The following is a 24,588-nucleotide window of genomic DNA, read 5'->3' as shown; positions in this document are numbered from 1 at the left end:
GACCATCAGGAGAAAAGAGACGATGACGCATAAAATCGCCGGCTTCGCCAGCCTCGCCTGTTTCGCTGCGCTGCTGACCGCCGCCGCGGAACTGCCGCCCTATCTGCCCGCCCCGCATCAGTACAGACGGGCCGAAACCGTTCCGGCGGCCGAACTTGTCCTGCCGGACGGTAAAAAACGGCTCGGCGACTTCATCCGGAAACGCTCGCTGAACGGCGTCTGGAAGTGCTCCGGTCTTGAGACTTCGGACCAGCCGATTCCGGCGGATGCCGGGCAGGATCGCCGGTACGCCGCGCCGGAGTTCGACGACTCCGGCTGGGACGACATCGCGGTGCCGCTGAACTGGTATCTGAAATATCCGGAAAAGCAGACCACCGTCACCCCTTACGTGCGCGGCTACTACCGCACGAGTTTCGACCTGACGCCGGAGGAATTGCAGAACCGGCGCGTGCTGCTGAATTTCGACGTGGTCGGCTACGACGCCGACGTTTTCCTGAACGGCGTCAGGATCGGCGGCCACCACGGCGACTTCACCCCGTTTCGGCTCGACGCGACCGAAGCGGCGAAAGCGGGAAAAAACGTGCTCGCCGTGCGCGTTTTTTCCGACAACGGCCCGACTTTCGGCGTGCAGCACAAGGTCGACCGCACCTACGGTTCGCAGTGGGCGATCCACAATATCAAGGGCGGCATCTGGCAGGATGTGACGCTTTCGCTCGAACCGCAGCTTCGGGCGGAACGGCTCACCGTGACTCCCGACCTTGCCTCGTCGTCGGTCTCGGTCGACTGCCGGGTCGTGAATCCCGGTTCGCGGCCGGTCACGGTTTCCGCCGCAGGCCGGGCGGTTTCGGCGATGAAGCGGGAGGCGGGAGCCGTTGCGGGCGAAACCTCTCTTGCCGGACTGACGCTGAAGCCGGGCGTCAATGACTTCACGCTGACGGTGCCGCTGAAAAATCCGCGGCGCTGGGGCGTGGCTTCTCCGTATCTGTATGACTTCCTCCTGACGCTTGCGGGCGAGGACGGCGAAATCATATCCGCCGCCGCCGCCCGGTTCGGTTTCCGGGAGTTCCGCATTGCGGACGGCCGGTTCCTGCTGAACGGCGAGCCGATCTATCTCTTCGGGGAAAATATCCCCGCGGTGGATTACGGCGGCACCGGCGCATCCGCCGCTGAAATGGAGCGGAAACTCGAAGCGTTCCTGCTCGGCTACCTGAATCACGGCTATGTCATGGTGCGCAACGCCCATATGCCGATCGTGCCGAAGGCGCTGGAAATTGCCGACGAGTGCGGCATCATGATCTACAACGAATGGAGCTGGTGTTTCACCAACTCCATCGAGCCCGACGCATTCGCCCGGGTCAATTCGCAGGAACTGGAGGAGTTTTTCCACGCGACCGGCAACCACCCGTCGGTCACAATGTGGTCGCTCGGTAACGAGGTGATCCACCGCAACCTGCCGCAGGTGGTTCGCGAGATGGACCGGCAGGTCGCGCTGATCCGCGCGCTGGATAAGCAGAAGCGTCCGGTCGGCTCCTTTTCCGCCTCCGGGAGCTGGCCCTCCTACGGCGAGGAGCGGCTCGACACCGATTTTCTCGACATCCACACCTACACAGCGCTGTCGCAGCCGTGGACCCGGCTGCCGGAGGAGTTGGAAACGCTTCGGCAGGGAATGCTCCGCATCTACGGCGAAAAGGAGCGGCTCTCGCGGCCGCTGGTCTCGTGGGAGAACGTCGGTTTCTCGTGGGGTATCTATCCCGATCCGAAGTTCCGGGCCGGTTTTCTCCAGGACTATCTGGAGTATGCGTCCCGCCCGACCAACTGGGCCAATCCGAACGGCATCGGCTTCACCGGCTGCGTTCCGCTCTTCAAGGCGGTCGGTTCCGATTTCTGGCTTTGGGCGCAGGCCCGGTATGGACGACGGATCTTCGAACTTTATCGGCTCAATCCGCATTTCACCGGCTTCGCGCCGTGGTTCAGCAATCCGGGGCTGGCGGCGGCGACGCTCTGGAATCAGCAGCTGCTTCCGTCGCTGCATACGGACAACCTGCTGTTTCCGGGCAACCTGTTTTCCGGCCGCGCCACGCCGTGGACTCTCACCGTGCATAACGCCGGAAACCGGGCCTGCCGCAATCTGACCTGCGATGTGGAAATGGTTGCCGAAAAGGACGGGAAAATCACGCCGGCCGCCTCCTTTGAAATGGACGGCCCCGCCGCACAGCAGCGGAGTTCCGCCGATGTCGTCCTGACGCTCCCCGCGCTGGAACCGGGCCACTACCAGATGCGCCTGACCTTGCGGGAAAACGGCCGGACCGTCGGCCGGAATTATTACGATACGTTTGTACAGGACCCGGCGGTGCTGACCCGCTCCGTCCGGGCGAAGCAGCCGGTTTTCCTGCTCGATACCGGTGCCCCCGGCAACGTGGCGGCGATGGCGCGGATTCTCGATGCGCACCGGATCACATTCCGCAAAGTCGCTTCCATCGCGGAACTTCAGGAGCCCGGCCTGCTGATTGTGCCGCCGGAGGTTGTCGAAGAGCAGCAGCTCAAACTCGCGGATTCCCCGGAGTTGAACCGTTTTCTCTCCGAACTCGGCGGAACGCTGCTGGTGATGGAGCAGAAAAATATCAAAAGCACGTTTCCCGGCGGGCTGGCGCTCTCCACCGCCGCCAACACCTTCGTCGACCTGGTGCTGCCGCAGCATCCGGTGTTCCGGGGGCTGGACTACCGTAACTTCGACACGTGGAACAACGCAGCGAACGGCGATACGGTGAACAACTCCCTGCTGCCTTTCACCCGGAACGCGGTTGCGGCCAAAGGTCCGATGCTCGGGAAACTGGACGTCGGCATGGCGCTCGCGGAGGCCGCCGAAGGCAAGGGGCTGCTGCTGTTGTCGCAATTGAACGCGGTCGCCGGCCGCGATTCGGACAGCGCTGCCGCGACTTATCTCGCCAACCTGCTCGACTACGCCTCCGGAGCCGTTCCCCGTCGCGACGACGTGCAGTTGCTTGCGGAGGCCGTTTCCAACCGCTATCACGCAGTTCCGGAGAATCTGGTGTTTCTCGATCTCTCCACCAAAGCGAATGCCGGTTTCCGCGACGAAACCGCCAATGACGGCAAAGGAGGCTGGACCGATCAGGGCAGCCAGGATTTCCGTACCATGCCGACCGGTATTCAGGAGGCTGGCGGCATCCGGTTCCATATTCTCGATCCCGAGCGCAACGGCGGCAGAAGCTGTCTGGTGCTGCGCGGCTCCGAACGCCCGCGTTTTCCCGCCGCGATCCGGGAGATCCCGGTGGGGCAAAAATTCTCACGGCTCTTCTTTCTGCACACCGCCGCATGGGGCGGACAGGGCAAGGCGGGTGCTTACCGCATCCGTTACGCCGACGGAACCAGCATCGATTATCCGCTTGAAGGCGGCGTGAACATCGGCGACTGGTGGAATCCCCGCCGCCTGCCGGAGGCGAAAACCGGCATCGTCCGCCCCAATGGCGGCGGCCACGAGGTTGCGACCTGGGTTGCCGAGTGGGAGAATCCGAAAACCGACGTTGAAATCCGTTCCATCGACTTTCTCTCCGCCGCCGAGACGCGCGGCAGTGAGATCGACTGGCTGCCGACGGGCACTCCGGTTCCGGTACTGGTGGCGGTGACCGGCGAGAAATCCGGCGAACGGCTGCTGAATATCACTGCGCCGGAGCGGCTGCGCCATGCCGGCGGCACGATGGAGGTCGGCAGCACGGTTCCGGGGAAAGTCACGGCCGCCGACTTCGGCAAGGACAACACGCTGACGGTGGAATTCGCCGATTCGCCTGCCGGCGAGGTTCCGGCGGCGCTGCTGGTCTACGACAAGGCCGGTGCTGCGGGGCCGTACCGCTATCTGACTTTCCTCGCGAAATCCGCGACGGACGAAACCGTGCAGTTCCTGTTCCCCCGCGACGACTGGCAGGCGAACCTCTGCGGCGAAGTCGCGCTGAAGGGGGACGGCCGCTGGCACAAGTACCGGCTGGATATCGAAACCCGGATGAAGAACACCGGCGGCTTCACGTTCGACCGGCAGCGCGGCGAGCTTTTCCTCTACTACCGCTCCATGCGCCTGCCGGATATTCACCGGCCCGCGATGAAATTCGAATTGAAGGAGGTCATACTGGAGTAAGTCGTCGTTTCATGTGCGGTTTCGGCGGAAAACTTGACAAATTCCGTCGGGGCCGCTATTTTACCAGTCAGCACCGTGCGCAGGTTTTTATCACGGCGGACGGCTTGCCCCGTCATTTTCAGGACCGTCCGGCCCGGGCGGGTTCCGGCGGCGCGAAGTTTCCGGCCGTCGGAGACGCCCGGCGGCGAAGCAGTTCGCTCAGCAGTGAAATCGATGATTCTGCACGGAGCGCCCGAGGCGGAGCTTTCCCGGGGGGGTGTTTCACTCATGAAACTTGTACGCGATGCCAGTTGTGAAAGATATGTTAATTATGGAAAGATCATAAAGCGAATGGAAGCCGAAACGGCCAAAATCAACATCAACACCATCGCCAGATTGGCGAAGGTCTCCACTTCGACGGTGTCGAGCTTCATCAACGGGACCGAGGTGTTTCCGTTCTCGCCGGAGACGCGGCTCCGCGTGAAGGAGGCGATGCGAGAGCTGAATTACCGGCCCCACATCGGCGGCATCCTGATGCGCCGGAGCGCCCAGCGGCGCGGCAAGGTCGGTTTCGTAATGGGGGAGGACTGCTGCCAGCCGGTGCTGCGCACGGCGGCGAATCCGCTGGTGCAGCGCTTCCTGTGCGATCTGGAGGATGCGATCAATACCCGGCTGAATATGTCTCTGGAAATTCTGCGGATCGACGGCGAGGATTCCCGCAGCGTCTGGAACACACAGCTGCTCGAACTGGATTGCCTGATCAATTTCGGGCAGCTGAACAATCTGATGTGCGATACGCTGTTCCGGCGCAACCTGCCGATGATCGAGGTTTACTCCACCGGGGAGGTTCGCCGTCACGGCGATTTTTCCGGCATCGATGCCGAGTTCGATTTTCTGTTCTGGCGCAACGACTGCCAGATCGAGCGGCTGTTTGAACATTTTCATGCGATGGGAAAGCGCCGTTTCCTGTTCATTTCAAGCTGCAACATCAAGGCGCTGCGTCCGGATTTCTACGGCTACGATGCCGAAATGAAGCTGGAGGGTTTCAAACGGGCGCTGGTTTCGCACCCGGACTGTTCCGGGCGGATTCTCTCCGCGAAAAACGTGAACGACTTCAATATGTTCCGGGAGTTCGAGCTCACCCGCGAGTTGCTGCGGGAGAACCGCGACGCGCTCGAAGCGGCGGAAGCGGTGATCTGCCACAACGATATCGTCGCGCAGGGAGCGGCCTCCATCGCGATGGAATTCGGACTGCAGCCGGGCCGCGACCTGGAACTCTCCGGCGAGGGGGATTTCCGGGAATTCCAGTACTGGCATCCGAAAATCACTACCAGCAGCGTCGACTACGCCCGGCTGACCGACCGGATCTGCGAACTGATTGAGCTGCGCCGGTCCGACCGGAAGAGTCCGCCGCGGAAGATTGAAATCCCCACGCTGCTGATCACCCCCGGCCAGGCCTGAACTCCGGTTGACGATGTACGGTGTTACCGCCTGAATTCCAGCGCGGTCATCGAGGCCGCCGGGAATTCGTGGACGAAGCTGCCGGAGACAGGCGTTACGGTGACCGGGCGCGGTCTGGTGTCCGCGGCGGTTTCGGGAGACTCCCCGGTCAGGACGACGCCGGAACCGGAAAACGCATCGAAGTTCTTGAGTTTCAGTTCCGCCTTCAGGGCGTTCTCCGGGTCTTTGTTGAACACCACGAGATAGAGGGTTTCGCCGTCGGCGCTGCGGCTGGCAAGCGCGGTCAGCGTCCGGTAGGCGGGGAACACCGGCTGGGTTTCCACCGCGAATTTCAAATTGCGGATCTCGGCCGTTCCGGCGAGCGGTGCGGAGACGCCTTCCACGCGCAGCAGCACTTTCGATCCCGGTGTGTCCGGCAGCACCTGGTACTTGCCTGTAAAGTGTTTCCACTCCGTTGCGGCCTGAATGCCGGGGACCGACACCGCCGAAGCGGTCTTCTCCCAGCCGCGGCTGTCGACCATGCCGAGGCCGACCGCGCCGGACGGGCGTTCGCCCGGACGATCCGGCGTGTATTTCGCGTCGAAGGAGATGAGATAGCTGAATGCATCCCCCTGCGGGATATGTTCCGGACGCGGCAGTTCGGCGAATTCCGGGTAGGCGCTCCTGCCGTCGAAGTTGTCGAAACGGATCTTGATCTCTCCGGCACCGTTCGCCGTGATGGAAATACCTTCCGGGAACCCTTTGCCGGAGACGGCTCCCGGTTCCGCTTCCCCGGCGGCTTCCGGAGATTGCATGCGCTCCCCGCGCGAAATGGCGAGTCCGGGCACTGCCGCCGCCTCCCGGCGCGGAATGTTCTCCAGGCCGGTTTCGACGAGTTCGCTGCCGGTGTATTTTCCCCAGGTTTCGATGAAGGAGACCGGCGCGCGGCGCAGGGTGATCTCTCCCTTGTCGTTGCTGACGAAGCTGCCCCAGTAACCGTTGATGACCTGCCAGTAGTTTGCGCACAGCATTCCGTTCTCCGGCCGCAGCCAGATGCGCTGCAGGTCGGCGTTCATCAATCCGGCCAGATAGCTGAAACGCCACGGATACGGTTTGTTCCCGGTCGAACCGATGTTGAACTCCGTCATCGCCAGCGGCAGCTCGCGGCCGGTCAGGGTGCGGGCGAGGTCGCGGTAGTTCTTCAGCCGCAGTTCGACCTGATCGCCGTAGGCGAGAACGGCGGCCAGCGCCTCCTGCGGCGTCTGATCCGCGATGCGCGGCGCGTAGAAGTGAACCACGATGAAATCGGCGGCCCTGCCGGCTTTTTCGAGCACGGTGCGGTTCCACGGCGAATCGTGCAGCTCTCCGGTTCCGGGTTCCATGACGATTCCGAGCTGCACGGCCGGATCGATTTTGCGCATGGCCGCGGCGCAGGAACGGAAGTAGGCCGCGTATTCCTCCGGCGTATAATGGCGGCGCGGAACGAGGTTGTGGCTGCCGTGATTGCTCTCGTTGCCGAGCTCGAAGTAGCGGACGCGGTATGGTTCCGGATTCCCCCATGCCGCCCGTTTCATCGCCCACGGATGCTCCGGAACCGCCGGGGCGTTCAGATACTCGACGAGTTCCGCCATATGCTTCGGCAGCTCCTCCGCGGGCAGCGCGTAGTCGGTCATCGTGATGATCGGTTCGGCGTCTAGCTCCCGGCAGAGCCGGATGTATTCGTCGATGCCGAATTTCCAGTCTTTGCGTTCGGACAGCGGGCCGACCGCCTGCTTCCAGTTGTAGTTGTGAGCGAGGCAGCCGCCGGGGTAGCGCAGCATGCCGATGCGCATCTCCCGCAATTTGCGGACGATGCCGGGGTGCGGCCGGTTCGCCGCCGGGTCCCAGGTCCCCTCTCCCTGCGCCACGCCGTGCGGATTGATCGGTGCGGAAAACGGGCGGTCGAAGATGCCGCGGTCGTCGGCTGCTTCGATATTCGCGCCGAATGCCAGCGGATTGACCGGTCCGACCGGTTTTGCGGCATCGACCGTGATTCGGGGCATTGCGGCTCCGAGGGAGAGTGCGGCGGCGCAGAGCGCCGGTAGAATCAACTGTGCTGCATTCATAAAGCGGTTCTTTCTCCTTGATCAGAGGGTTGACTGGTCTTTCGCGTTCCAGTGGCGGGTCCAGAGCACCTTTGAGCCGCCGAGATTCAGGTCGTCATCGATCCGGAACGCGATGTTGTCGACGTTGCCGCCCAGAAAGAGATAGGTACCGAACGTTCCGTGCGTCCACTGCCCGTCGGTGTCGCCGGCGGCGATCGAGAAGCCGAATTCGATGGATTTGCTGTTCCGGAAACACTGCAGCTGCGCATCCGGCTGGCAGGCGAGCGAAATCAGCTTCGACGGCGTGTTGCGGACCTGACTGACCGCTCCGCGCAGGCAGGAGGCGGCCGCGTCGGACCAGAGATAGCCGTTGCAGCGATAGCTTTTCGGCGAAAACTCCTTTGCGGTCCGGACGATCGTGTCCTTCGGGCAGCGCAGCAGCTTCACATTGTCGGCCTCCTGGACATAGCCGCCTTTCAGCAGCCAGTGTTCCCACGACCGGCTCGCCTGCGTTGTTTCGGGCAGGCGGTTGCCGTTGTCGTCGGCGTACATCTGGATCGTGGTTCCGATTTGCTTCAGATTCGACTTGCAGCTGATCGCCTTTGCCCGGTCGCGGGCCTGGTTCAGCGCAGGCAGCAGCATCGAGGCCAGAATCGCGATGATCGCAATTACGACGAGCAGTTCGATCAGGGTAAATTTTTTCATCATGCCAACTCCTTTATTTGTTCGCCCGTTGTCGGGATTTCCGTATTTTCACCGGTTCGGTTCCGCAGTGCGCTGATGGTTTGCGGCGGGCGGGGCAGCACGCCTTTCCGGACATCGTCCGGGGTGAATTCCGCCAGCAGGATCTCGCCGTCTCCGTACCGGTCGCGGTCGTAGACGCAGAGAATGGCGCCGTTGCTCTCTTCCGTGAAATCCGGATAGGAGACGCCGGTGCGCGGGTCGATCATCATTCCGGCCGTCCAGCTTTCGCCGTCATCATCCGAGAGGTACGCCGTCAGCTTTTCGCGGACCGGGCTGAAGGGCACCCCACACTGATGGTTGATCAGCAGCAGCGAACCGGACTTCAACCGGCGCAGCGCGAAGCGCGACCCCGGTCCGCGCAGGCGCGACCGCTGCGGCGGGGTCCAGCTTTGTCCGCCGTCCGTCGAGCGGCTCTCCGCGATGCCGTACAGGGTCCGGATCAGCATCAGGAGCGATCCGTCGCGGCGTTCGACGAAGAGATGTTCATCGAAGAGCCGCCCTTCTTCGACCCGGGCGAGCCCGCGGCGCCGGAAGCTTTGTCCGCCGTCCGTCGAGACGAAGAGATTTGCTCCGGAGACGTCGCGCAGCGATTCCGGCAGTTTTCCGCCGCCGATGCCGTCCCCCCAGACGGAAACCGGCAGCAGCCAGCTTCCATCCGAAGCGATACAGGGCTTGTTCAGCATGATTCCGTCGCAGAGCCGTTCCGGCCGCGTCCAGTTCGGAACCGGTGCGTCGGGCTCCGCGCAGACGCTCTGCCAGACGCCGTTGACCCCGTCGGAGACATCCTTGCCGGTCTCCCGGCAGCGGGACTGGCTCCAGAACAGCCGCAGCTTTCCGGCCGGGTCCAGCCAGAGTGCGGCGTCGAAGCAGCGGATTTCGCGTCCCGGGTGGACGACGCGCAGCACAATCGGCCATTCATTGGGATTTTTCGGGTTCCGGCGCGCCAGCATCAGAAAATTCTGCGGTCCTTCGCCGTCGCCGCCGCCGTACCAGACGGCGAACCGGTTCCCGCCCCGGGTGGCTTCGATGCCGGGGATGCCCTGAAAGCGGAACGGCTCATCCGGCGCGCCCGGCAGGAAACGCGGCGGAAGCAGGGGGGAGTTCAGACGGTCGGCATCGTCCATGAATGATTGTCCTTTCTTCGTATTCTGATTTTCACGTCACTCAATAGTATACCCCGGACGCTCCGGAAAAGCTTCCTGAATAACCGCATATTATTCCATTATTTTGATATTTTGGGGAATTTGCATTTTGCGGCTCCGGCGTCTATATTCTGTTGACTGTGCGAAAAATAAGCGGCGGCGCCGGTGCGGGCCGGTTATGCGCGATATGGAAGGAGCATTCTGCGATGAACGTTCTGCACTGGGAGGAGCTCTGCTTCCGTTCCTCCTCCATTATGAAGCTGTTCAGGCACCAGTTGCCGAACGGCGGGGAGATTGAGGAGCACGAGCACGATTTTCATGAGATTTTCTGGGTGCTTTCCGGCGAAGGCGTGCACGAAGTCAACGGCGAGCGGACCCGGCTCCGGCACGGCGACCTCGTCTGGATCCGCCCGCGCGACCGCCACCGTCTGACCGCCGTCAGCCGGAAGCCGCTGCAGTTCTGCAACCTTGCCTTTCCGGCCAACATCATCGCCGGGCTGATTGCCCGTTACGAAGAGTTCCGTTACTATTTCGGCGGGGACAACCGGCAGCCGATCATGATTCCGCTGTCGGAGTCGCTGTTTGAATGGCTCGAACGCGGTGCGGCCGGGCTGCGGAATTGTCCGGATTCCCGGCTCGCGCTCGATCGTTTTCTGATGAACCTGATCGGAGAACTCGCCGCGATGCGCATGAATCCGTACCGGAGCTGTCCGCCCTGGCTGCAGGAGGCCGCCGCCGAACTCGAACGGAACCCCGAACACTTGAAACTCGGCAGCCGCGCGCTCGCACTGCTCGCCGGGCGCACTCCCGAACATGTCGCGCGCGAGCTGCGCCGTTTTGCGGGCATGACGCCGAGCGAAGCCGTGAACCGCGCCAGAATCGATTACGCCGCGCGGCTTCTGACCGGCAGCGACCTGACGATCACGGAGATCGCCTACCAGTGCGGCTTCGGCTCCCTGAGCGGCTTCTTTCCGGCGTTTCAGCGTTTCTGCCGCGAAACGCCGCTCGAGTATCGCCGGGCGCACCGTAATTTCGAGCAGAGCTGCTGCCCGAAAAAAAGCGGATCGGTCTTTACAGCCGGGCGCAGCGGTTCTGCAGGAGCGCGTCGATGAGGACGAGCGCGGTCATCGCCTCGACCACAGGCACCGCGCGCGGCACGAGACACGGGTCGTGGCGGCCGTGAACGCTGATCGTGACGGCGCTGCCGGCTTCGTCGATGGTTTTCTGCTCCTTCGCAATGGAGCTGGTCGGCTTCATCGCGGCGCGGAAGAGGATCGTGTTTCCGTTCGAAATCCCGCCGATGATGCCTCCGGCATGGTTGCTTGTGAAGCCGTCCGGCGTGATCGGATCGTTGTTGACGCTGCCGCGCAGGTCGGCCGCCGCGAAGCCGGAGCCGAATTCGATCCCCTTGATGCCGCCGATCGAGAGCACGGCGTGCGCGATGAGGGCGTCGAGTTTGTCGAACACCGGTTCGCCGAGTCCGGCCGGCACGCCGTCCGCCCGGCATTCGATGATGCCGCCGACGCTGTCCATTTCAGCCTGTGCGGCGCGGATGGCCGCGATCATCGCTTCGGCGGCGTCGGGGTCGGCCGAACGCACGATGTTCGATTCGACCGCCGCGAGGTCGACCTTCGCCGCATCGACTCCGCCGAGCCGGAGGGTGTAGGCCTGGATGGTGACGCCGTAATGGGCCAGCAGCTGTTTGGCCACGCTGCCGGCGGCGACGCGCATGGCGGTCTCGCGTCCGGAAGAGCGTCCGCCGCCGCGGTAGTCGCGGATTCCGTATTTCTTGAAATAGCCGTAATCGGCGTGGCCGGGGCGGAAACAGGTTGCCAGGTTGCCGTAGTCGCGGCTGCGCTGGTCGGTGTTGCGGATCAGCATGGCCAGCGCGGTTCCGGTCGTGACGCCGTCCATGACTCCGGAGAGGATTTCGACTTCGTCGGCCTCTTTCCGCATTGTGCTGACTTTCGACTGCCCCGGGCGGCGGCGGTCGAGGTCGTGCTGAATCTGTTCCGGGTCGAGCCTGAGTCCCGCCGGAACGCCGTCGATGATGACGCCGAGTCCGGGGCCGTGCGATTCTCCGAAGGTGGTGACCCGGAACAGGTGTCCGAAGGTGTTTCCGCTCATTTGCTGTATTCCTTTTCTATGGCTGATGCGAGTCTTTCCGCGACGGTTTCGGCCGGCTCCTCCGTTTCGATGCCGAAGGGGAGCTCGGCGAATGCCCGGAACTTCGGTTCGCGTTCGCGGCAGATCCGGCGGAATTCGGCCTCCGGGTCCGCGCTGCCGGCGAGGAAGGGCGGCAGGCCGCGGCGCAGGATGCGGGGATAGGCGATTTCCAGCTTCAGATCGAGCCAGACGCCGAACCCGAGCTTCCGCAATGCATCCGGTGAGAGAAACGGATTCGCCACGACTCCGCCGCCGAGCGCGATGACGCGCACGCTTCCGCCATCGGCCAGTGCATCGATGACTTCCGCTTCGAGACGCCGGAACCCCTCTTCCCCGAGTTCGCGGTAGATGTCGCGGAAACCGGCGGAGCGTTTGTGCCGCACCGCGAATTCCGCCTCGAGTTCCGCATCGGTGTCGAGGAACGGCACTCCCCAGCGCCGGGCCAGCAGCCGGCCCAGCGTGGTTTTGCCGCAGTGCTTGATGCCGGCGAGGACGACCGAGCGTGCCGGGACCATTTTACATGACCGAGTCGGGGCGCACGATCTGGGTGCCGACGCCGTGGTCCGTGAAAATTTCGAGCAGCAGCGTATGGTTGATCCGGCCGTCGATGAGGTGGACCTTGTTGATGCCGGAGTTCAGCGCTTCGACGCAGCTCTTGATCTTCGGCAGCATGCCGCCGGAGAGGACCTTGCGCAGCACGAGCCCGTCGATCTCGTCGGTGCGGATGGTCGGGATGACCGAATCGGGATTCTCGCAGTCGGCGAGCACTCCCGGCACGTCGGAGAGGAAGACGAGCTTGCGCGCGTGGATCGCCTCGGCGATCTTGCACGCCGCGATATCGGCGTTGATGTTGTAGACCTGCCCGTCGATGCCGACGCCGAGCGGCGTGACCACCGGGGTCAGCCCGGCCTCAAGCGCCTCCATGATCGGAGCGACATTGACAGCGGAGATTTCGCCGACGAAACCGACGTCCTGCCGTTCGCAGGTCACCGGGTCGACGGACTTCGTGCGCACGGCGTGCAGGATTCCCTTGCCGGAGAGCCCGATCATCTTGCCGCCGTTTTCGTTGCCGAGCCGGACCAGCGCGGCGTTGACCTGGTTGTGGAGCACGTCGTCGACGATTTTGATGGTTTTTTCGCAGGTGTAGCGCAGTCCGTTGACGAAGCGGACCGGGATGTCCTGCTTCCGGAGTTCGGCGGAGATGGCCTTGCCGCCGCCGTGGACGACGATGGGGCGGATGCCGATCGCTTCGAGCAGGACGACGTCGCGCATGGTGCTTTCGACGAGGCCGGGATCTTCCATGGCGCTGCCGCCGAACTTGACCACCATGATCGAGTTGCGGAATTTCTGGATGTAAGGCAGCGCTTCGATGAGCACGTCCGCCTTGCCGATCAGTTCTTTCATGTTTCTTCGATCCTCTTGCTAAGAACTTGTAAATGAAATCGTCGGATAATATAGCTTGTTCCGGAGCTTCTGTCAATGATGTAAACGGGGATATTGACACGAGTTAGAGAAAAAATCGTCCCGCTTTCCGTTTTTTTTGGAAAAAAAGTTTTTTTTATCGGGAAAACGGTTGAAAAACAATCTCACCATGCTATTATTACTGTTGGATAAGTATAACTGTATCAAAAAATCAAACAATCTCTTTTAACCATTGAAGGCAGAAAAGAAAAATGTTGAATGAATTAATCACGAGTCCATCTTCCGGTTGGATTGAGGCGGTGGGAAATCTCGTTTTCCTCGATGCGTCGGATTACGATTATGGTGCGAGCTGGTATTACAGTTATGCCGGGAATGGTAACGGCTATTATACAGCCAATGATCCGAAACCGTATTATACACCGATTCATATGCGTGACGGCAGCCGGGTGACGCTGGGCAATACGGCTAACGGGGGTGTCGTTAATGATGGTCAGGACTACAATCTGCGCGTAGATGGACATAACATCCAGGGAGCCACTTCGACGGTTTATTTCGAGGGTGCCGGCGAGTTTGACTTTTCGCCGGTGACCGGTGCCGGCAAGCTCGGCCGGGTGGATGAGATTGCCCCGCAGACTCAGGCCATTATAACGTCGAACGTTGCTACTACACTCGATACGAGTTGGGGAAAATTCAACAATTCGATCATTCCCGGGTCGCAGGATGTGAGCTCTTTCGGCGTTCGCAGCACCGGGGCGATGACGGTCGTCAGCGATATGAGCGCCGTTTTCAAGACCTCGAGCCAGTTGACCATGATCCCCTTCGGCGACCATACCAACAATCCGCCGTCGCCGTACGTCGATTCGTGTTCGAACAACACCGCGAATGCTGCGGCTTTCCGGGTCGGCAGTATGAAGATCGACAATAATTTCACCGGCAGCCTGGTTTCGGACAACGACAATTTCAAGGCCAAGAACTACAATACTGCCGCCATGAACGGGAATGTGGTGGGCGCTTATGGCATCTGGTCCGACGGTGCGGTCTCCATTGCCGGTGTTTTCAGCGGCAACATCCATTCCCAGGCCAACGGGACGAATCTGGTCAATAATTATCTGGCGGGAACGGACCCGGCCTCCAGCGTCAAGGATGCAAATGTCGCAAAAAATGCGTCGGTCAACAACAATAAAATCAACTCCATCGGCATCAAAGGCACCGATATCGTCTTCAATGAATTTGCGGCAGCGGAGGCCGGAACACCCTCGATTCATACCGAGGTGGACGGAGTTCGGTTTGTCGCGACTTCGGTTGGCGGCGACGGTTCTTCATCTTCCGTGACCGGCAATGATATCACGTCAGTCGCCATTGACGGAACGAACGTGACGTTCAACGGCAAATTCCTGGGACATCTCGACGGTGTGATTTCCGATATCGCAGTCGGCGAATTCGGCGGCAACAGCCATACGTGGAGAGGAAACTCCTACAATTTGTATGGGATCCGGGCTTCCGGCAGCATCACTGCAAACAGCAATTTCGATGGAGCTATCACGCTGAAGGTTAACGCTCCGGATAATCCAATGCAGGATTCTGTTGTCGACAGTAACGTCTATGGCATGTATGCGACTTCGATCACCGTTACAAACGGTTATCTGCGGAGTGATATCAACGTTCATGTTCTGGATAATCTCAACTGCTCCAACAGTGACGATTATATTTGCGGTGTACGGGCTGATACAATTACGGCGGCGGCTTTTGACGGTACCATTACGGTGACCAATAACCGTTACCTCGCGGTCGGGGTCGGGTTGCTGGCTATGAAATCGTTCGAGAACGGTAATGACGGCAGTTTCGACATCACCGGTGATATCACGGTTTCGCGTTACGGATCGAACGGAGCCCGTTCAGTCGGCATCATGGGCAGTACCGGCGAGGATATGAATATCCGTATTTCCGGCAATGTGATTTCGGACCAGTATGCCGTGTTTGCCGGAAGATACCATTCCGGAGATGTCGGTATTACCCGCTACAATACGGATGACCGGGTGGAAATTGCGGCCGGGGCGTATGTTGTTGGGGCGATTCAGCTTTACAACGGTCAGAATTCGACTGTGATCGACAGCAATGCCCGTGTGGAGGGAGATCTGAATGCCAGATTCGGTACGAATAACGTCGAGTTCATGCTGAACGATTTTGCGATGGACGGCGTGGGAGTAGTCAGCGGCCTGGAAGATCAGGCGATTCTGGTCAGCAACGTCAACCTCGACTCGTCCGTGCACTTCACCGTCAACTTGAACAACGTCGATCTGAGCAACGGCAAGCGCGAATTCAAGCTCTATTCCGGCGACATGAAGGGTTGGGATTCGCGTATCATCAACTTCAAGTATCAGGGAATTTCCGGCCGCATCGATGCGAAAGGCGGTTCCTACGAGCAGGACGGTTTCCGCATCTATTGCGACATCAACAGCAATAACGAGGTCGTCTTCACTGTCGAGGAGCTTCCGCCGGATACGAGCGTGCTGTCGCAGCTCGGCGGGCTCACCCAGACGTTCGACAAGGATGCCGGAACCGTGACTCTGGGCTGGAGCACCACCGGCGGCCAGGGCAGCTATGAGGTCGAGTACCGGATCATCGGCGGCAATTCGTCCGGCAAGACCATTGTCCAGTATGTGAGCGGGAACAAGAACAGCATCACGCTCTCGAACATCGAAGCCGGGCAGACGGTCGAATGGCGTGTCCGTCAGAACATCGGCAGCGGCGACCGGACCAGCGTCTGGAGTGACGGTAAGGACGTTGCCATGGTCGATCACACCTATGTTTACGACAAGGTGCAGAATCCGGATTTCGAACTCGGCACCTCCTCGCAGTCGGCCGTCAGCCGGCTGAACTGGGAGCCGGGTGAAGAGTATTCCGAAGGGCTCAAGGGGTATGTGGTCCGTTATTTCCAGAAGAAGGAATATCAGAGCGGCACGATCGATTGGGATAACGTCGCCTATATGGAGAAGTTCGTCACCAGCCCGACGTTGCTGGTCACCGGCCTCAACAACCTGGAATACTTCTACTGGCAGGTTCAGGCGGTTGATCAGGTTGACTCGAACGGCAACTGGATCCTCTCGGATGAGAACTGGGTGGATGGACAGATCTTCAAGGTCTATGACGACGACACCACCGCGCCGTGGTTCCTGAATGGAGAGGAGGCCGTTTCGGAAGGCGTTGCCTGGGTAAGGCCGGCGGACATCACCGATACTCATACCATGAATCCGACCCTGACCTGGGAAAGCGCGATCGACGACCGTTCCGGCGTGAGCCGTTATACGATCCGCTTCCGCAAAGAGGGCGAGACCGAGTGGAAGTCGATCGATATTCCGGTGACGGACCAGAGCAAGACGAGCTATTCGTTCAATCTCGCGCAGTGGATCAAGGAAAATCCCTGGGCCGGATATTCCCTGCTCGAAAACGGCACCTATGAGTGGGAGCTGCGGGCTGTCGACTATGTCGGCAACGAGTCGGAAGCGTTGAAGGGCAAGTGGGTCGGCGATAATGCCGCGCCGGCTTTGCGCGCGGCTGACGTCACTGTCTCGTCTTCGTGGGCCGGCGGCAGCAACGAGGACACCGTGCTGACCGTCACCGTCAACTGGAAGGCGGCGGAAGAGGAGCAGGGCGGTTCGGGGCTGCTTCGCTACGAGCTTCAGTACCGGCTTGCCGGCAGCGAGGGCGACTGGACCAAGGTCGTCATCAGCGTGACGGACGATCTGAGCTGGAGCGGAAGGCTCGCCAACGGCGACTGGGAGTATCAGCTCAATGCGTTCGACGTGGCGGGCAACAAATCCACGACCGTCACCGGGACGTGGCTCGGCGACAATGTCGCGCCGGAATTCACCGATGCGACGGCGATCAAGGCAGAGAATGAATATGATCTGGCGAGCAAGACCAATACGCTGGTATTCAACTGGTCGACTGCTCTGGACAACTCCACGACGCGTCCGAATTCGGGTGTCGAGAAGTATGTCATCTCCTTCACCGACAAGCAGGGGAAACTGCATACTTACGAAGCGGGGGCGAACCAGACCAGCCTGACCCTCACGGTCGGCAAGGGGATGCAGCTGAGGGATCTGGAAGACGGCTCCTACTCGTGGGATGTCACCGTCTACGATAAGGCCGGCAACAGCACCACGGTCAACGGCGGCGAATTCCTGATCGACACGACTGCTCCGCAGGGGTCGTTCACCGGAATTCCGACCTTCCACGGCGAGGTGACCTACACGACTTCGACGGAAAGTTCCACCGGAGGCCGGATTCCGGGCTTCGGCAGCCCGCCGTCCGAGTCGGGTGAGACTACCGTTGTCGAGACGGTGACCGATGTCTGGGTCGAATTCTCCTTCCCGGGGAATTTCACGGACAACAGCAGCGGCGTGCAGTATGTCGTTCAGGTGTCGAACAACGCCAAGTTCACCGGCGACCGGACTTACGAGTTCGTCACCAGCGAGCAGACGCTGCGGCTGGACAGCACGAACGGCTTCGGCGTCGGCAGTCTGGCCCAGAACAAGGAAGTCTACTGGCGCGTGCAGGCCATGGACTCGATGGGCAACCGGACCGGCCTCTGGACGCAGGGCGAAGGTTTCTACTTCATCGGTGACCAGATGACCTCTTATATCCGTGACGTGACGATTCCGACCAACATCGAGTCGACGTCCACGATTACGGTGAAGGGCAACCAGGTGGAACTCGGCTGGTCGGCTTCGTATGACCTCTTCGGTGTGGAGTGGTATGAAATCCGTTATACGGCGAAGGGCGGCAAAGCGATGACGGTGCGGGTCTCCGCCGTGGATGTTTCGACGGTTCTGACCATCAAGGACGACGGCGAGTATTCCTGGAGCGTCCGCGCTGTGGACTATGTCGGCAACACCAGCGAATGGACGAAGGGCAGCAGTTTCATCGTGGATATGACGGCTCCGGCCATCATCCGGGATTTCACCGTCACTTCGGCGGAGGCGTCGAAGGATATCAGCTTCTCGTGGTCGGTTCCGTACGATGCGATGGGCGTGGCCGGTTACATCATCACGATCCGCAAGGCGGTCGGGACCGGGTACACCACGCAGTATCATTACATTTCGGACCCGAAGGCGACCAACGTCACGCTGTATAATCAGGAAGACGGTGATTACTGGTTCTCGATCCAGGCCTACGACAAGGCGGGGAACCTTTCCGGTTCGAGCAGCGAGAAGTACGTGTATGTCGATGCATCCGCCGACGCGGGGAACGACTTCAACACCGCCACGCAGCTGGCCTGGGGCACCTCGGAAAAGCAGAGTGTCGGCGGGACGGATGTGAAGGACGTCTTCAAAGTCACGCTGGACGGAGCCGCCCAGCTGGCGATCAGCATCAGGAACGTGCTGAATCTCGGCGGGAAAAATTCCGGCGTCAAGGTTACGATTTACAATTCGGACCTGAAGAAGCTCAAGAGTTACACGGTCAAGCCGGGATCGCAGGATCTGCCGCTGCTGCTGTGCGACGTCGCTGCGGGACGCGATTACTACATCGAAGTCGTTTCCGCCGATAAGAAAACGTCGGCGAAATACGAAATTTCGGCGGATCAGCAGTTGTTCCCGGCCAAAACCGGCAACGACAGCTTCGAGACGGCGAAGCAGGCGACGATCACGCTCGATGGAAAGGGCAGCGGCAGCTTCCGGAATGGCTGGGTCGGCTTCGGCGACGCGGTTGACTTCTATTACATCGACGCGGCGGCAGCCGGTTCGATGACGGTTTCGCTGAGCAATGTCACGGCCAAGCTGAAGGTGACGCTCTACAACGAGCAGGGCAAGAAGCTCAAGAGCGTGACGGTCTCCGGCGACAAGGCGGTGTTCGAAAACCTGCTGGTTCCGGGCGCTGCGTATCTGTCGGTGGAGTCCGGCGACAAAGGCAAGGGCAAGCAGAACAGCTACTACGATATCTCGATCAGCGACCAGTACTTCCCGACCGAGACCGTGGCGAACAACAGCTTCGAAGAGGCCTACCGGAACAACCGGGTTGATCTCTCTTCCGGCAGCGCGAAGGTTTCCGATTGGGTCGGCTACGGCGACGCGGTCGATTACTACTATCTCGGCGCGAGCGGCCCCGGCGAGATGACGGTGACGCTGAGCAATGTCACGGCCAAGCTGAAGGTGACGCTCTACGACGAGCAGGGCAAGAAGCTCAAGAGCGTGACGGTCTCCAGCGACAAGACGGCGTTTGAGAAGCTGCTGGTTCCGGGCGCTGCGTACCTGTCGGTGGAGTCCGGCGACAAAGGCAAGGGCAAGCAGAACAGCTACTACGATATCACGATCAACGACAAGTACTTCCCGACCGAGACCGTGGCGAACAACAGCTTTGCCGAGGCGGAGGAGATCAAACTCTCCACCACGGTCAATACGAGTATTTCGGGCTGGGTCGGCTATCAGGACGGCTATGACTACTACAAGCTCATGGCGACCGGTCCGGGCAGCTTCTCGATCTCGATCAACGGCGTCGATCCGGACAAAAAACTCAAGGTCAGTCTCTATGATGCGAATCAGAAGAAGATCAAGACCTGGAGCGTCAAGGGATCGGATATGCTGTTCTTCGACAAGGAGCTGCTGACCGGGCAGACCTATCTGGTCGTGGAGTCCGGCGACAAGGGCAAGGGCAAGCAGAACAGCGACTACTCCATCAGTGTTGCGGTCAATGAGTATTTCCCGAAGGGCGATACCGGCAACAACGAGCTTGCTGCGGCGCGGACCGTCAACTTCGACTCCGCCACCGGCACGGCGGCGCTGTCGAACGAGTGGGTCGGCTACGGCGATGCGAAGGACTTCTTCGCATTTGAGCTTGACTCGGCCTCGAAGGTCGATCTCGATCTGAATTACTACAACAAGGACCTGCGGTTCGGTAAGGATGTGAAGATCAACCTGTACGACATGGCCACCGGCAAGAAGATCAAGCTGGACGACGCCTTGACCTCGGTCGACATTCTGGAAGCCAATACGAAGTATGCGGTTTCGGTTGAAATCGCAAACGAGAAAAAGCATTGGACCGGCTACGACCTGGCGATCTCGAAGCTCGCGTAACAGGCGTGATGCTGTCAACCCTCCGGCGGATTTCCGTCCGGAGGGTTTTTTCATGCCCGGAAAATTCCGCGGAAAAGCGGATGACGGAGTTGAAAAATACGATGGGGCGGGTAGGTTATATCCGGGAGGAGTGAGGTTGAAGAAGATCCGATCCATATTGCTGTCGCCGCCGGGAAGGCGTTGCGGAAATTTGGTTTTCGCCGTATTGGTGCTGGCCGTTTTCTGGTATGCTCGAAACTTGCGCAATGCGGAAATTGCCGCACCGGCGCCGGAGACTTCCCCGAATATTTTGTCGACGAGCCCGAAGTATGACCGGATCGCCGGTTTCGGCGGCCCGGTGCCGGCCCGGATCGTTCTCGACTCCGCGTCCGGAAAAATCGACCGGATCGAGTTCCCCCCGAATGCGGAGGACCCGGAATACTGGCGGCAGGTCCTCGCCTCCGGCGTATTTGACCGATACCGGAATCTGACCCCCGCCGAAGCGGCGGCGCTGCCGATCGATGTCGTGACCGGCGCAACCTTTTCGTCGCGCGCCGCACAGGAGACGATCCGGGAGCGGCTGGCCGAAGCTGCCGCCCTGCCGCCGCCGGTTCGTCCTTCCATTCGCTGGAACCGGACCGATGCGGCGGTGATTCTGCTGCTGCTCGGCAATCTTTACTGGTTTTTCCGGCCGCTGCGCGGCCGTTACCGGCAGATTCAGCTGACGGCCAATCTGTTTCTGCTCGGTTTCCTGGCGCATGGCGGGCTGTCGCTGGCCCAGGTTGCGGGGTGGGTCCGGAGCTCGCCGCATTGGACCCTTTCGGTTCCGCTGCTGCTGTTTTCGGCGGTGATTCTGCTGGCGCTGGCGCGCGGGAAAAATTTTTACTGTTCCGGCGTCTGTCCGTTCGGCTGTGCGCAGGAACTGACCGCGAAGCTCGGTCGTGCCGTCGGTGTGCCGCAGCGGCCGGGGTCGTTCCGGTTCGGTTCCCGCCTGCGCCGGATTGTGCTCGGAGCGACTGTTCTTGCGTTGGTCTGCGGTATCCCGTTTCTGCCCTATGAGCCGTTTCCGGCGTTCGCGCCCGGTGCGTCGTGGTGGATGATTCTTTCGGCGTTCCTGCTGGTCGCGCTCTCCCTTTTTCGGCCGCGGCTCTGGTGCCGCTGGTTCTGCTCCTGCGGCGCGCTGCTCGATTTTTTCTGCCGCACAGATTTGAAACCCAAACCGTTGGATGGAGGTACCAAAATGAATTTCGAACGAGTTGTGATTCTGGCGCTGCTGTTGCTGCTGGCGCTGGCATTGATCCGTCCCGGAGGGGCGGCGGCTTCCGGCGGCGGCACTCCCGTGGAACCGGAACGGCGGCCGGATGTGCTGGAGGTCATCCACTCCCGCAAAAGCGTCCGTGCATACACGAAGGAGCCGGTGACGCTGCCGGAGCTCGAAACGCTCGTCCGCGCCGGATTTGCGGCGCCGACCGGAGCGAATGCACAGCCGTGGGCGTTCATCATCGTGACCGACCGGGCGAAGCTCGATGCGCTGGCTGAGGTCATGCCGTACGGGAAGATGCTGAAGAGTGCGCCCGGCGCGGTTGTGGTCTGCGGTGTTTCGTCGCAGTTCCGCACCGGCGAGGCGCGTGAAATGTGGGTGCAGGATTGCTCGGCTGCGACCGAAAACATTCTGCTGGCGGCCGAAGGAACCGGCCTCGGCGCGGTCTGGCTCGGTGTTTTTCCGTACAGGGAGCGTTCCGCCGGAGTCGCTTCGGTACTCGGTTTGCCGGACGATATCATCCCGTTCAGCATCGTTTCGGTCGGCCGGCCGACCGGCGTGGAGAAGCCGAAGGACAAATACAGGCCGGAACGGATTTTCCTGCAGCAGTGGGGCCTGCCGTATCCGGTGAAGTGAGGGATGCGGAAGACGTATCTTCCGCATCCCGATCGGCTTGCGCCCTCAGCGGCGACCGCCGTGCGGCCGTTCGATGATGACCGTCCGCTCAATGACGGCCGGTCGCGGCGGGCGGTCGAACCGCGGCCGGCGGCAATGATGGCGCGGCGGCGGTGGAGGGCACCAGTTCGGAGGCGGAGGCGGCGGCATCGGCCGGCATGGGCGCGGGCTCAACACCTGCACGATTCCGCCGACGATGGCCCGGGTGATCTGTACGCCGTCGCCCGGTCCCCGGTCCCGTGCTTCGGCCCCGAACGCCCCGGCGGCAAGCACTCCCGCCAGCAGCATGACTTTCAAGCTCTTGTTCATATCGGTTGCTCCTGTTTGAATGGTTGTCTGGTTCCGTATCCGATCGGACTACACCGGATATAACGATAATTCGGAATTTAATATTATATTGGTTTTGTAAATATTTCTCGTTTTTTCTTGTTCCGGCCGGCGGCAGACGGATTGACGCAGTATGTTCCGCAGGTTATTTTATCAATGGAAAGGAAAAGTGACCAATGCGATTATTCGGAGTGATGCTGATCATGGTTCTTCTGACGAATCTCTTTGCCGCCGATGCCGATTTACGAAAAATACGCGAACAGGCCGCCGCCTGGTTTTCCGGCAGCGGCACTGCGTCGGAAGCGCGGCGGGCGCTGGAAACGCAGCAGCCGGACGGTTCCTGGCGGGATGTGAATTACGCCGACCGGAACCGCGGCCACTGGGCGCCGCGCCGTCACCTGAGCCGTGCGGTCGTGCTTGCCGCGGAGTACCGGCGCGGCAGGGAGAAAGGCGCCGCCGACGCAAAACTGCGCGACGCGGCGGTGAAAGCCCTCGGCTTCTGGGCGGCCCGGGATTGCACGAGTCCGAACTGGTGGCATCAGAGCATCGGAACTCCGATGGAGCTCTGTTCCGCGATTCTGCTGCTGGGGGACGGGCTTCCTTCGGAGGTGCTTGCGGAGCTGAGACCGATTCTCGACCGTTCCGAACCCGGCATGACGGCGCAGAACCGGGTCTGGCTGGCCGGCATCCAGCTTCTGAAAGGGGCGATTTTTGAACAGCCGGAATGGGTCCGGGAGGGGGCGGATGCCGTTTCCGCAGAGCTTCACGTCGCCGCGCCGGGCATGGAGGGCATCCAGCCGGACTGGAGCTTTCACCAGCACGGTCCGCAGCTTCAGTTCGGCAATTACGGGCTCGCCTATTTCAGCGAGATGACGAAATGGCTCGCTATTCTGCACGGAACCCGGTTTGCGCTGCCGGAGGAGAAGGCAGAGATCCTGACTTCGTACTATCATCATGGTCTGCGCTGGGTCCTGTTCGACCGGCAGATGGATTTCAGCGCCTGCGGGCGGCAGATCAACGGCGGACAGGTGCGGGCCAAGTACCGTTCGGTGACCGGAACGGCGGCCCGGCTGAACCGGGTGCTCGGCGTCCGGCATCGGGTGACGGAGAATGATTTCCGATTCTCCGGCAGCCGGTATTTTCCGGACAGCGACTTCTATGTACAGCGCAACGGCGGCGATTGTTACTGGTCGGTCAAAATGAGTTCAAGCCGCACGGTTCCGAGTGAAACGGTCAATTCCGAGAATCTGCTCGGCCGCCTGGCCGGGCATGGCGCGACCATGTTTATGAGCGGCCGCGGCGAGCTGGTCGATATCGGCGCCCTCTGGGAGTGGCGGCAGATTCCGGGCGTCACCTCCGTGCAGGACGATTCTCCGCTTGTCTGCAAAAATCCGGGACTCCGGAACAAGTGCGGCTGGGTCGGCGGCCTCTCCGACGATGAAATCGGCTTCTGCGCGATGGATTTCGATAACGGGGAGGTCGCGGCGAAGAAGAGTTTCTTCTTCTTCGGGCCCGGGATGATCGCGGTCGGCAGCGATATCCGGAGCGGCGTCGATGCTCCGGTTGTCACGACGATTGCGCAGATGCGCACCGATGAGGAGGTGGCCGTTCACCGGTTCGGCGACTTGGAGGGGACCGAGGTCGCCAACGGGGCCTTTCTCTACCGGATTCTGAAAACCGACGGCAAGCTGAGCGCCGGGAGCGAGGAGCGGACCGGCAACTGGAAACGGGTCACGGAAGCGCTGTCGGATGCCCCGGTCAGGGGACGGATTTTTACGTGCGCCATCAATCACGGCCGGAAGCCGGAGAACGCATTCTACGCCTATCAGGTCGTCTATCTGCCGCAGGCGGCGGAGTGTTCCGCGAAGCTGCTGGAAACCGGTTCGGAGTCGATTCATGCCGTCGCCGGAAAAGACGCGGTCATGGCCGCCTTCCATGAAGCGGGAACGGTCACTCTGCCGGACGGTACGGTGCTTGAGGCGAAGCAGCCTGCCCTCGTGATGCTGCGGAACGGCCGGATTTATGCCGCCGATCCCGGCCGGAAGCGGAAGATTCTCGACGTCGTGCTGGCCGGCCGGAAGTACCGGCTTCCGTTTCCGCAGGGAGCGGAGGCCGGCCGTACGGTATCCGTTCCGGCCGAGCGGTGATC

13 protein-coding genes are annotated in these 24,588 nt (G+C 61.1%); 6 read left to right on the top strand and 7 right to left on the bottom strand.

All coding sequences use genetic code 11. The features are described 5' to 3' along the window. Positions 1-22 precede the first annotated feature (22 nt). Positions 23-4,147 carry a glycoside hydrolase family 2 protein gene (locus tag FYJ85_RS09255; RefSeq protein ID WP_154418098.1) on the top strand — a complete coding sequence of 1,375 codons (4,125 nt, stop codon included), beginning with the start codon at positions 23-25 and terminating at the stop codon, positions 4,145-4,147. A 330-nt stretch (positions 4,148-4,477) separates the two neighbouring features. After that, a complete protein-coding gene (locus tag FYJ85_RS09250; protein ID WP_206213069.1) occupies positions 4,478-5,587 on the top strand; it encodes a LacI family DNA-binding transcriptional regulator in 1,110 nt (369 codons plus the stop codon). 23 nt (positions 5,588-5,610) lie between these two features. Here the strand turns inward: FYJ85_RS09250 and FYJ85_RS09245 are convergent, their stop codons facing one another. The 3 genes from FYJ85_RS09245 to FYJ85_RS09235 are packed head-to-tail and all read right to left on the bottom strand — an operon-like array spanning position 5,611 to position 9,518. Then, a complete protein-coding gene (locus tag FYJ85_RS09245) occupies positions 5,611-7,671 on the bottom strand; it encodes a hypothetical protein (protein ID WP_154418094.1) in 2,061 nt (686 codons plus the stop codon). Positions 7,672-7,692: 21 nt separating this feature from the next. After that, positions 7,693-8,358 (bottom strand): type II secretion system protein, encoded by a 666-nt coding sequence (locus FYJ85_RS09240; protein ID WP_206213068.1) that lies wholly within the window; start codon positions 8,356-8,358, stop codon positions 7,693-7,695. Then, positions 8,355-9,518: a sialidase family protein gene (locus FYJ85_RS09235; protein ID WP_154418092.1), complete on the bottom strand. Its 1,164-nt coding sequence runs from the start codon at positions 9,516-9,518 to the stop codon at positions 8,355-8,357. Before FYJ85_RS09235 ends, FYJ85_RS09240 begins: the two co-directional genes overlap by 4 nt. A gap of 224 nt (positions 9,519-9,742) precedes the next feature. Between FYJ85_RS09235 and FYJ85_RS09230 the strand changes: the two genes are divergently transcribed. After that, complete coding sequence (locus FYJ85_RS09230) at positions 9,743-10,648, top strand: helix-turn-helix domain-containing protein (RefSeq protein ID WP_106054198.1); 906 nt, start codon at positions 9,743-9,745, stop codon at positions 10,646-10,648. Here FYJ85_RS09230 and aroC read toward each other — a convergent pair. The 3 genes from aroC to argB are packed head-to-tail and all read right to left on the bottom strand — an operon-like array spanning position 10,608 to position 13,106. Further along, positions 10,608-11,663: a chorismate synthase gene (aroC, locus tag FYJ85_RS09225; RefSeq protein WP_106054199.1), complete on the bottom strand. Its 1,056-nt coding sequence runs from the start codon at positions 11,661-11,663 to the stop codon at positions 10,608-10,610. The two genes, FYJ85_RS09230 and aroC, sit on opposite strands and share 41 nt — an antisense overlap. Beyond that, positions 11,660-12,217: a shikimate kinase gene (locus FYJ85_RS09220; protein WP_154418090.1), complete on the bottom strand. Its 558-nt coding sequence runs from the start codon at positions 12,215-12,217 to the stop codon at positions 11,660-11,662. Before FYJ85_RS09220 ends, aroC begins: the two co-directional genes overlap by 4 nt. 1 nt (position 12,218) lies before the next feature. After that, complete coding sequence (gene argB / locus FYJ85_RS09215) at positions 12,219-13,106, bottom strand: acetylglutamate kinase (protein ID WP_106054201.1); 888 nt, start codon at positions 13,104-13,106, stop codon at positions 12,219-12,221. A 317-nt stretch (positions 13,107-13,423) separates the two neighbouring features. On the opposite strand from argB, the gene FYJ85_RS09210 reads away from it, so the two are divergent. Together FYJ85_RS09210 and FYJ85_RS09205 are read left to right on the top strand one after the other, a co-directional pair. After that, on the top strand, positions 13,424-20,197 hold the full coding sequence (locus FYJ85_RS09210; RefSeq protein WP_154418088.1) for an Ig-like domain repeat protein: 6,774 nt from the start codon (positions 13,424-13,426) through the stop codon (positions 20,195-20,197). 136 nt (positions 20,198-20,333) lie between these two features. Then, a complete protein-coding gene (locus tag FYJ85_RS09205) occupies positions 20,334-22,073 on the top strand; it encodes a nitroreductase family protein (RefSeq protein ID WP_206213067.1) in 1,740 nt (579 codons plus the stop codon). A gap of 45 nt (positions 22,074-22,118) precedes the next feature. Here the strand turns inward: FYJ85_RS09205 and FYJ85_RS09200 are convergent, their stop codons facing one another. Further along, complete coding sequence (locus tag FYJ85_RS09200; RefSeq protein WP_154418084.1) at positions 22,119-22,421, bottom strand: hypothetical protein; 303 nt, start codon at positions 22,419-22,421, stop codon at positions 22,119-22,121. A gap of 194 nt (positions 22,422-22,615) precedes the next feature. Between FYJ85_RS09200 and FYJ85_RS09195 the strand changes: the two genes are divergently transcribed. Beyond that, positions 22,616-24,586 (top strand): polysaccharide lyase family 8 super-sandwich domain-containing protein, encoded by a 1,971-nt coding sequence (locus tag FYJ85_RS09195; RefSeq protein ID WP_154418082.1) that lies wholly within the window; start codon positions 22,616-22,618, stop codon positions 24,584-24,586. The last annotated feature ends 2 nt before the right edge of the window (positions 24,587-24,588 follow it).

It is taken from the genome of Victivallis lenta (assembly GCF_009695545.1).
In the GTDB taxonomy this organism is placed as follows: Bacteria; Verrucomicrobiota; Lentisphaeria; order Victivallales; family Victivallaceae; genus Victivallis; species Victivallis lenta.
Note: the sequence above shows the minus strand (reverse complement) of the source record. Positions and strands in the feature narration are given on the sequence as shown.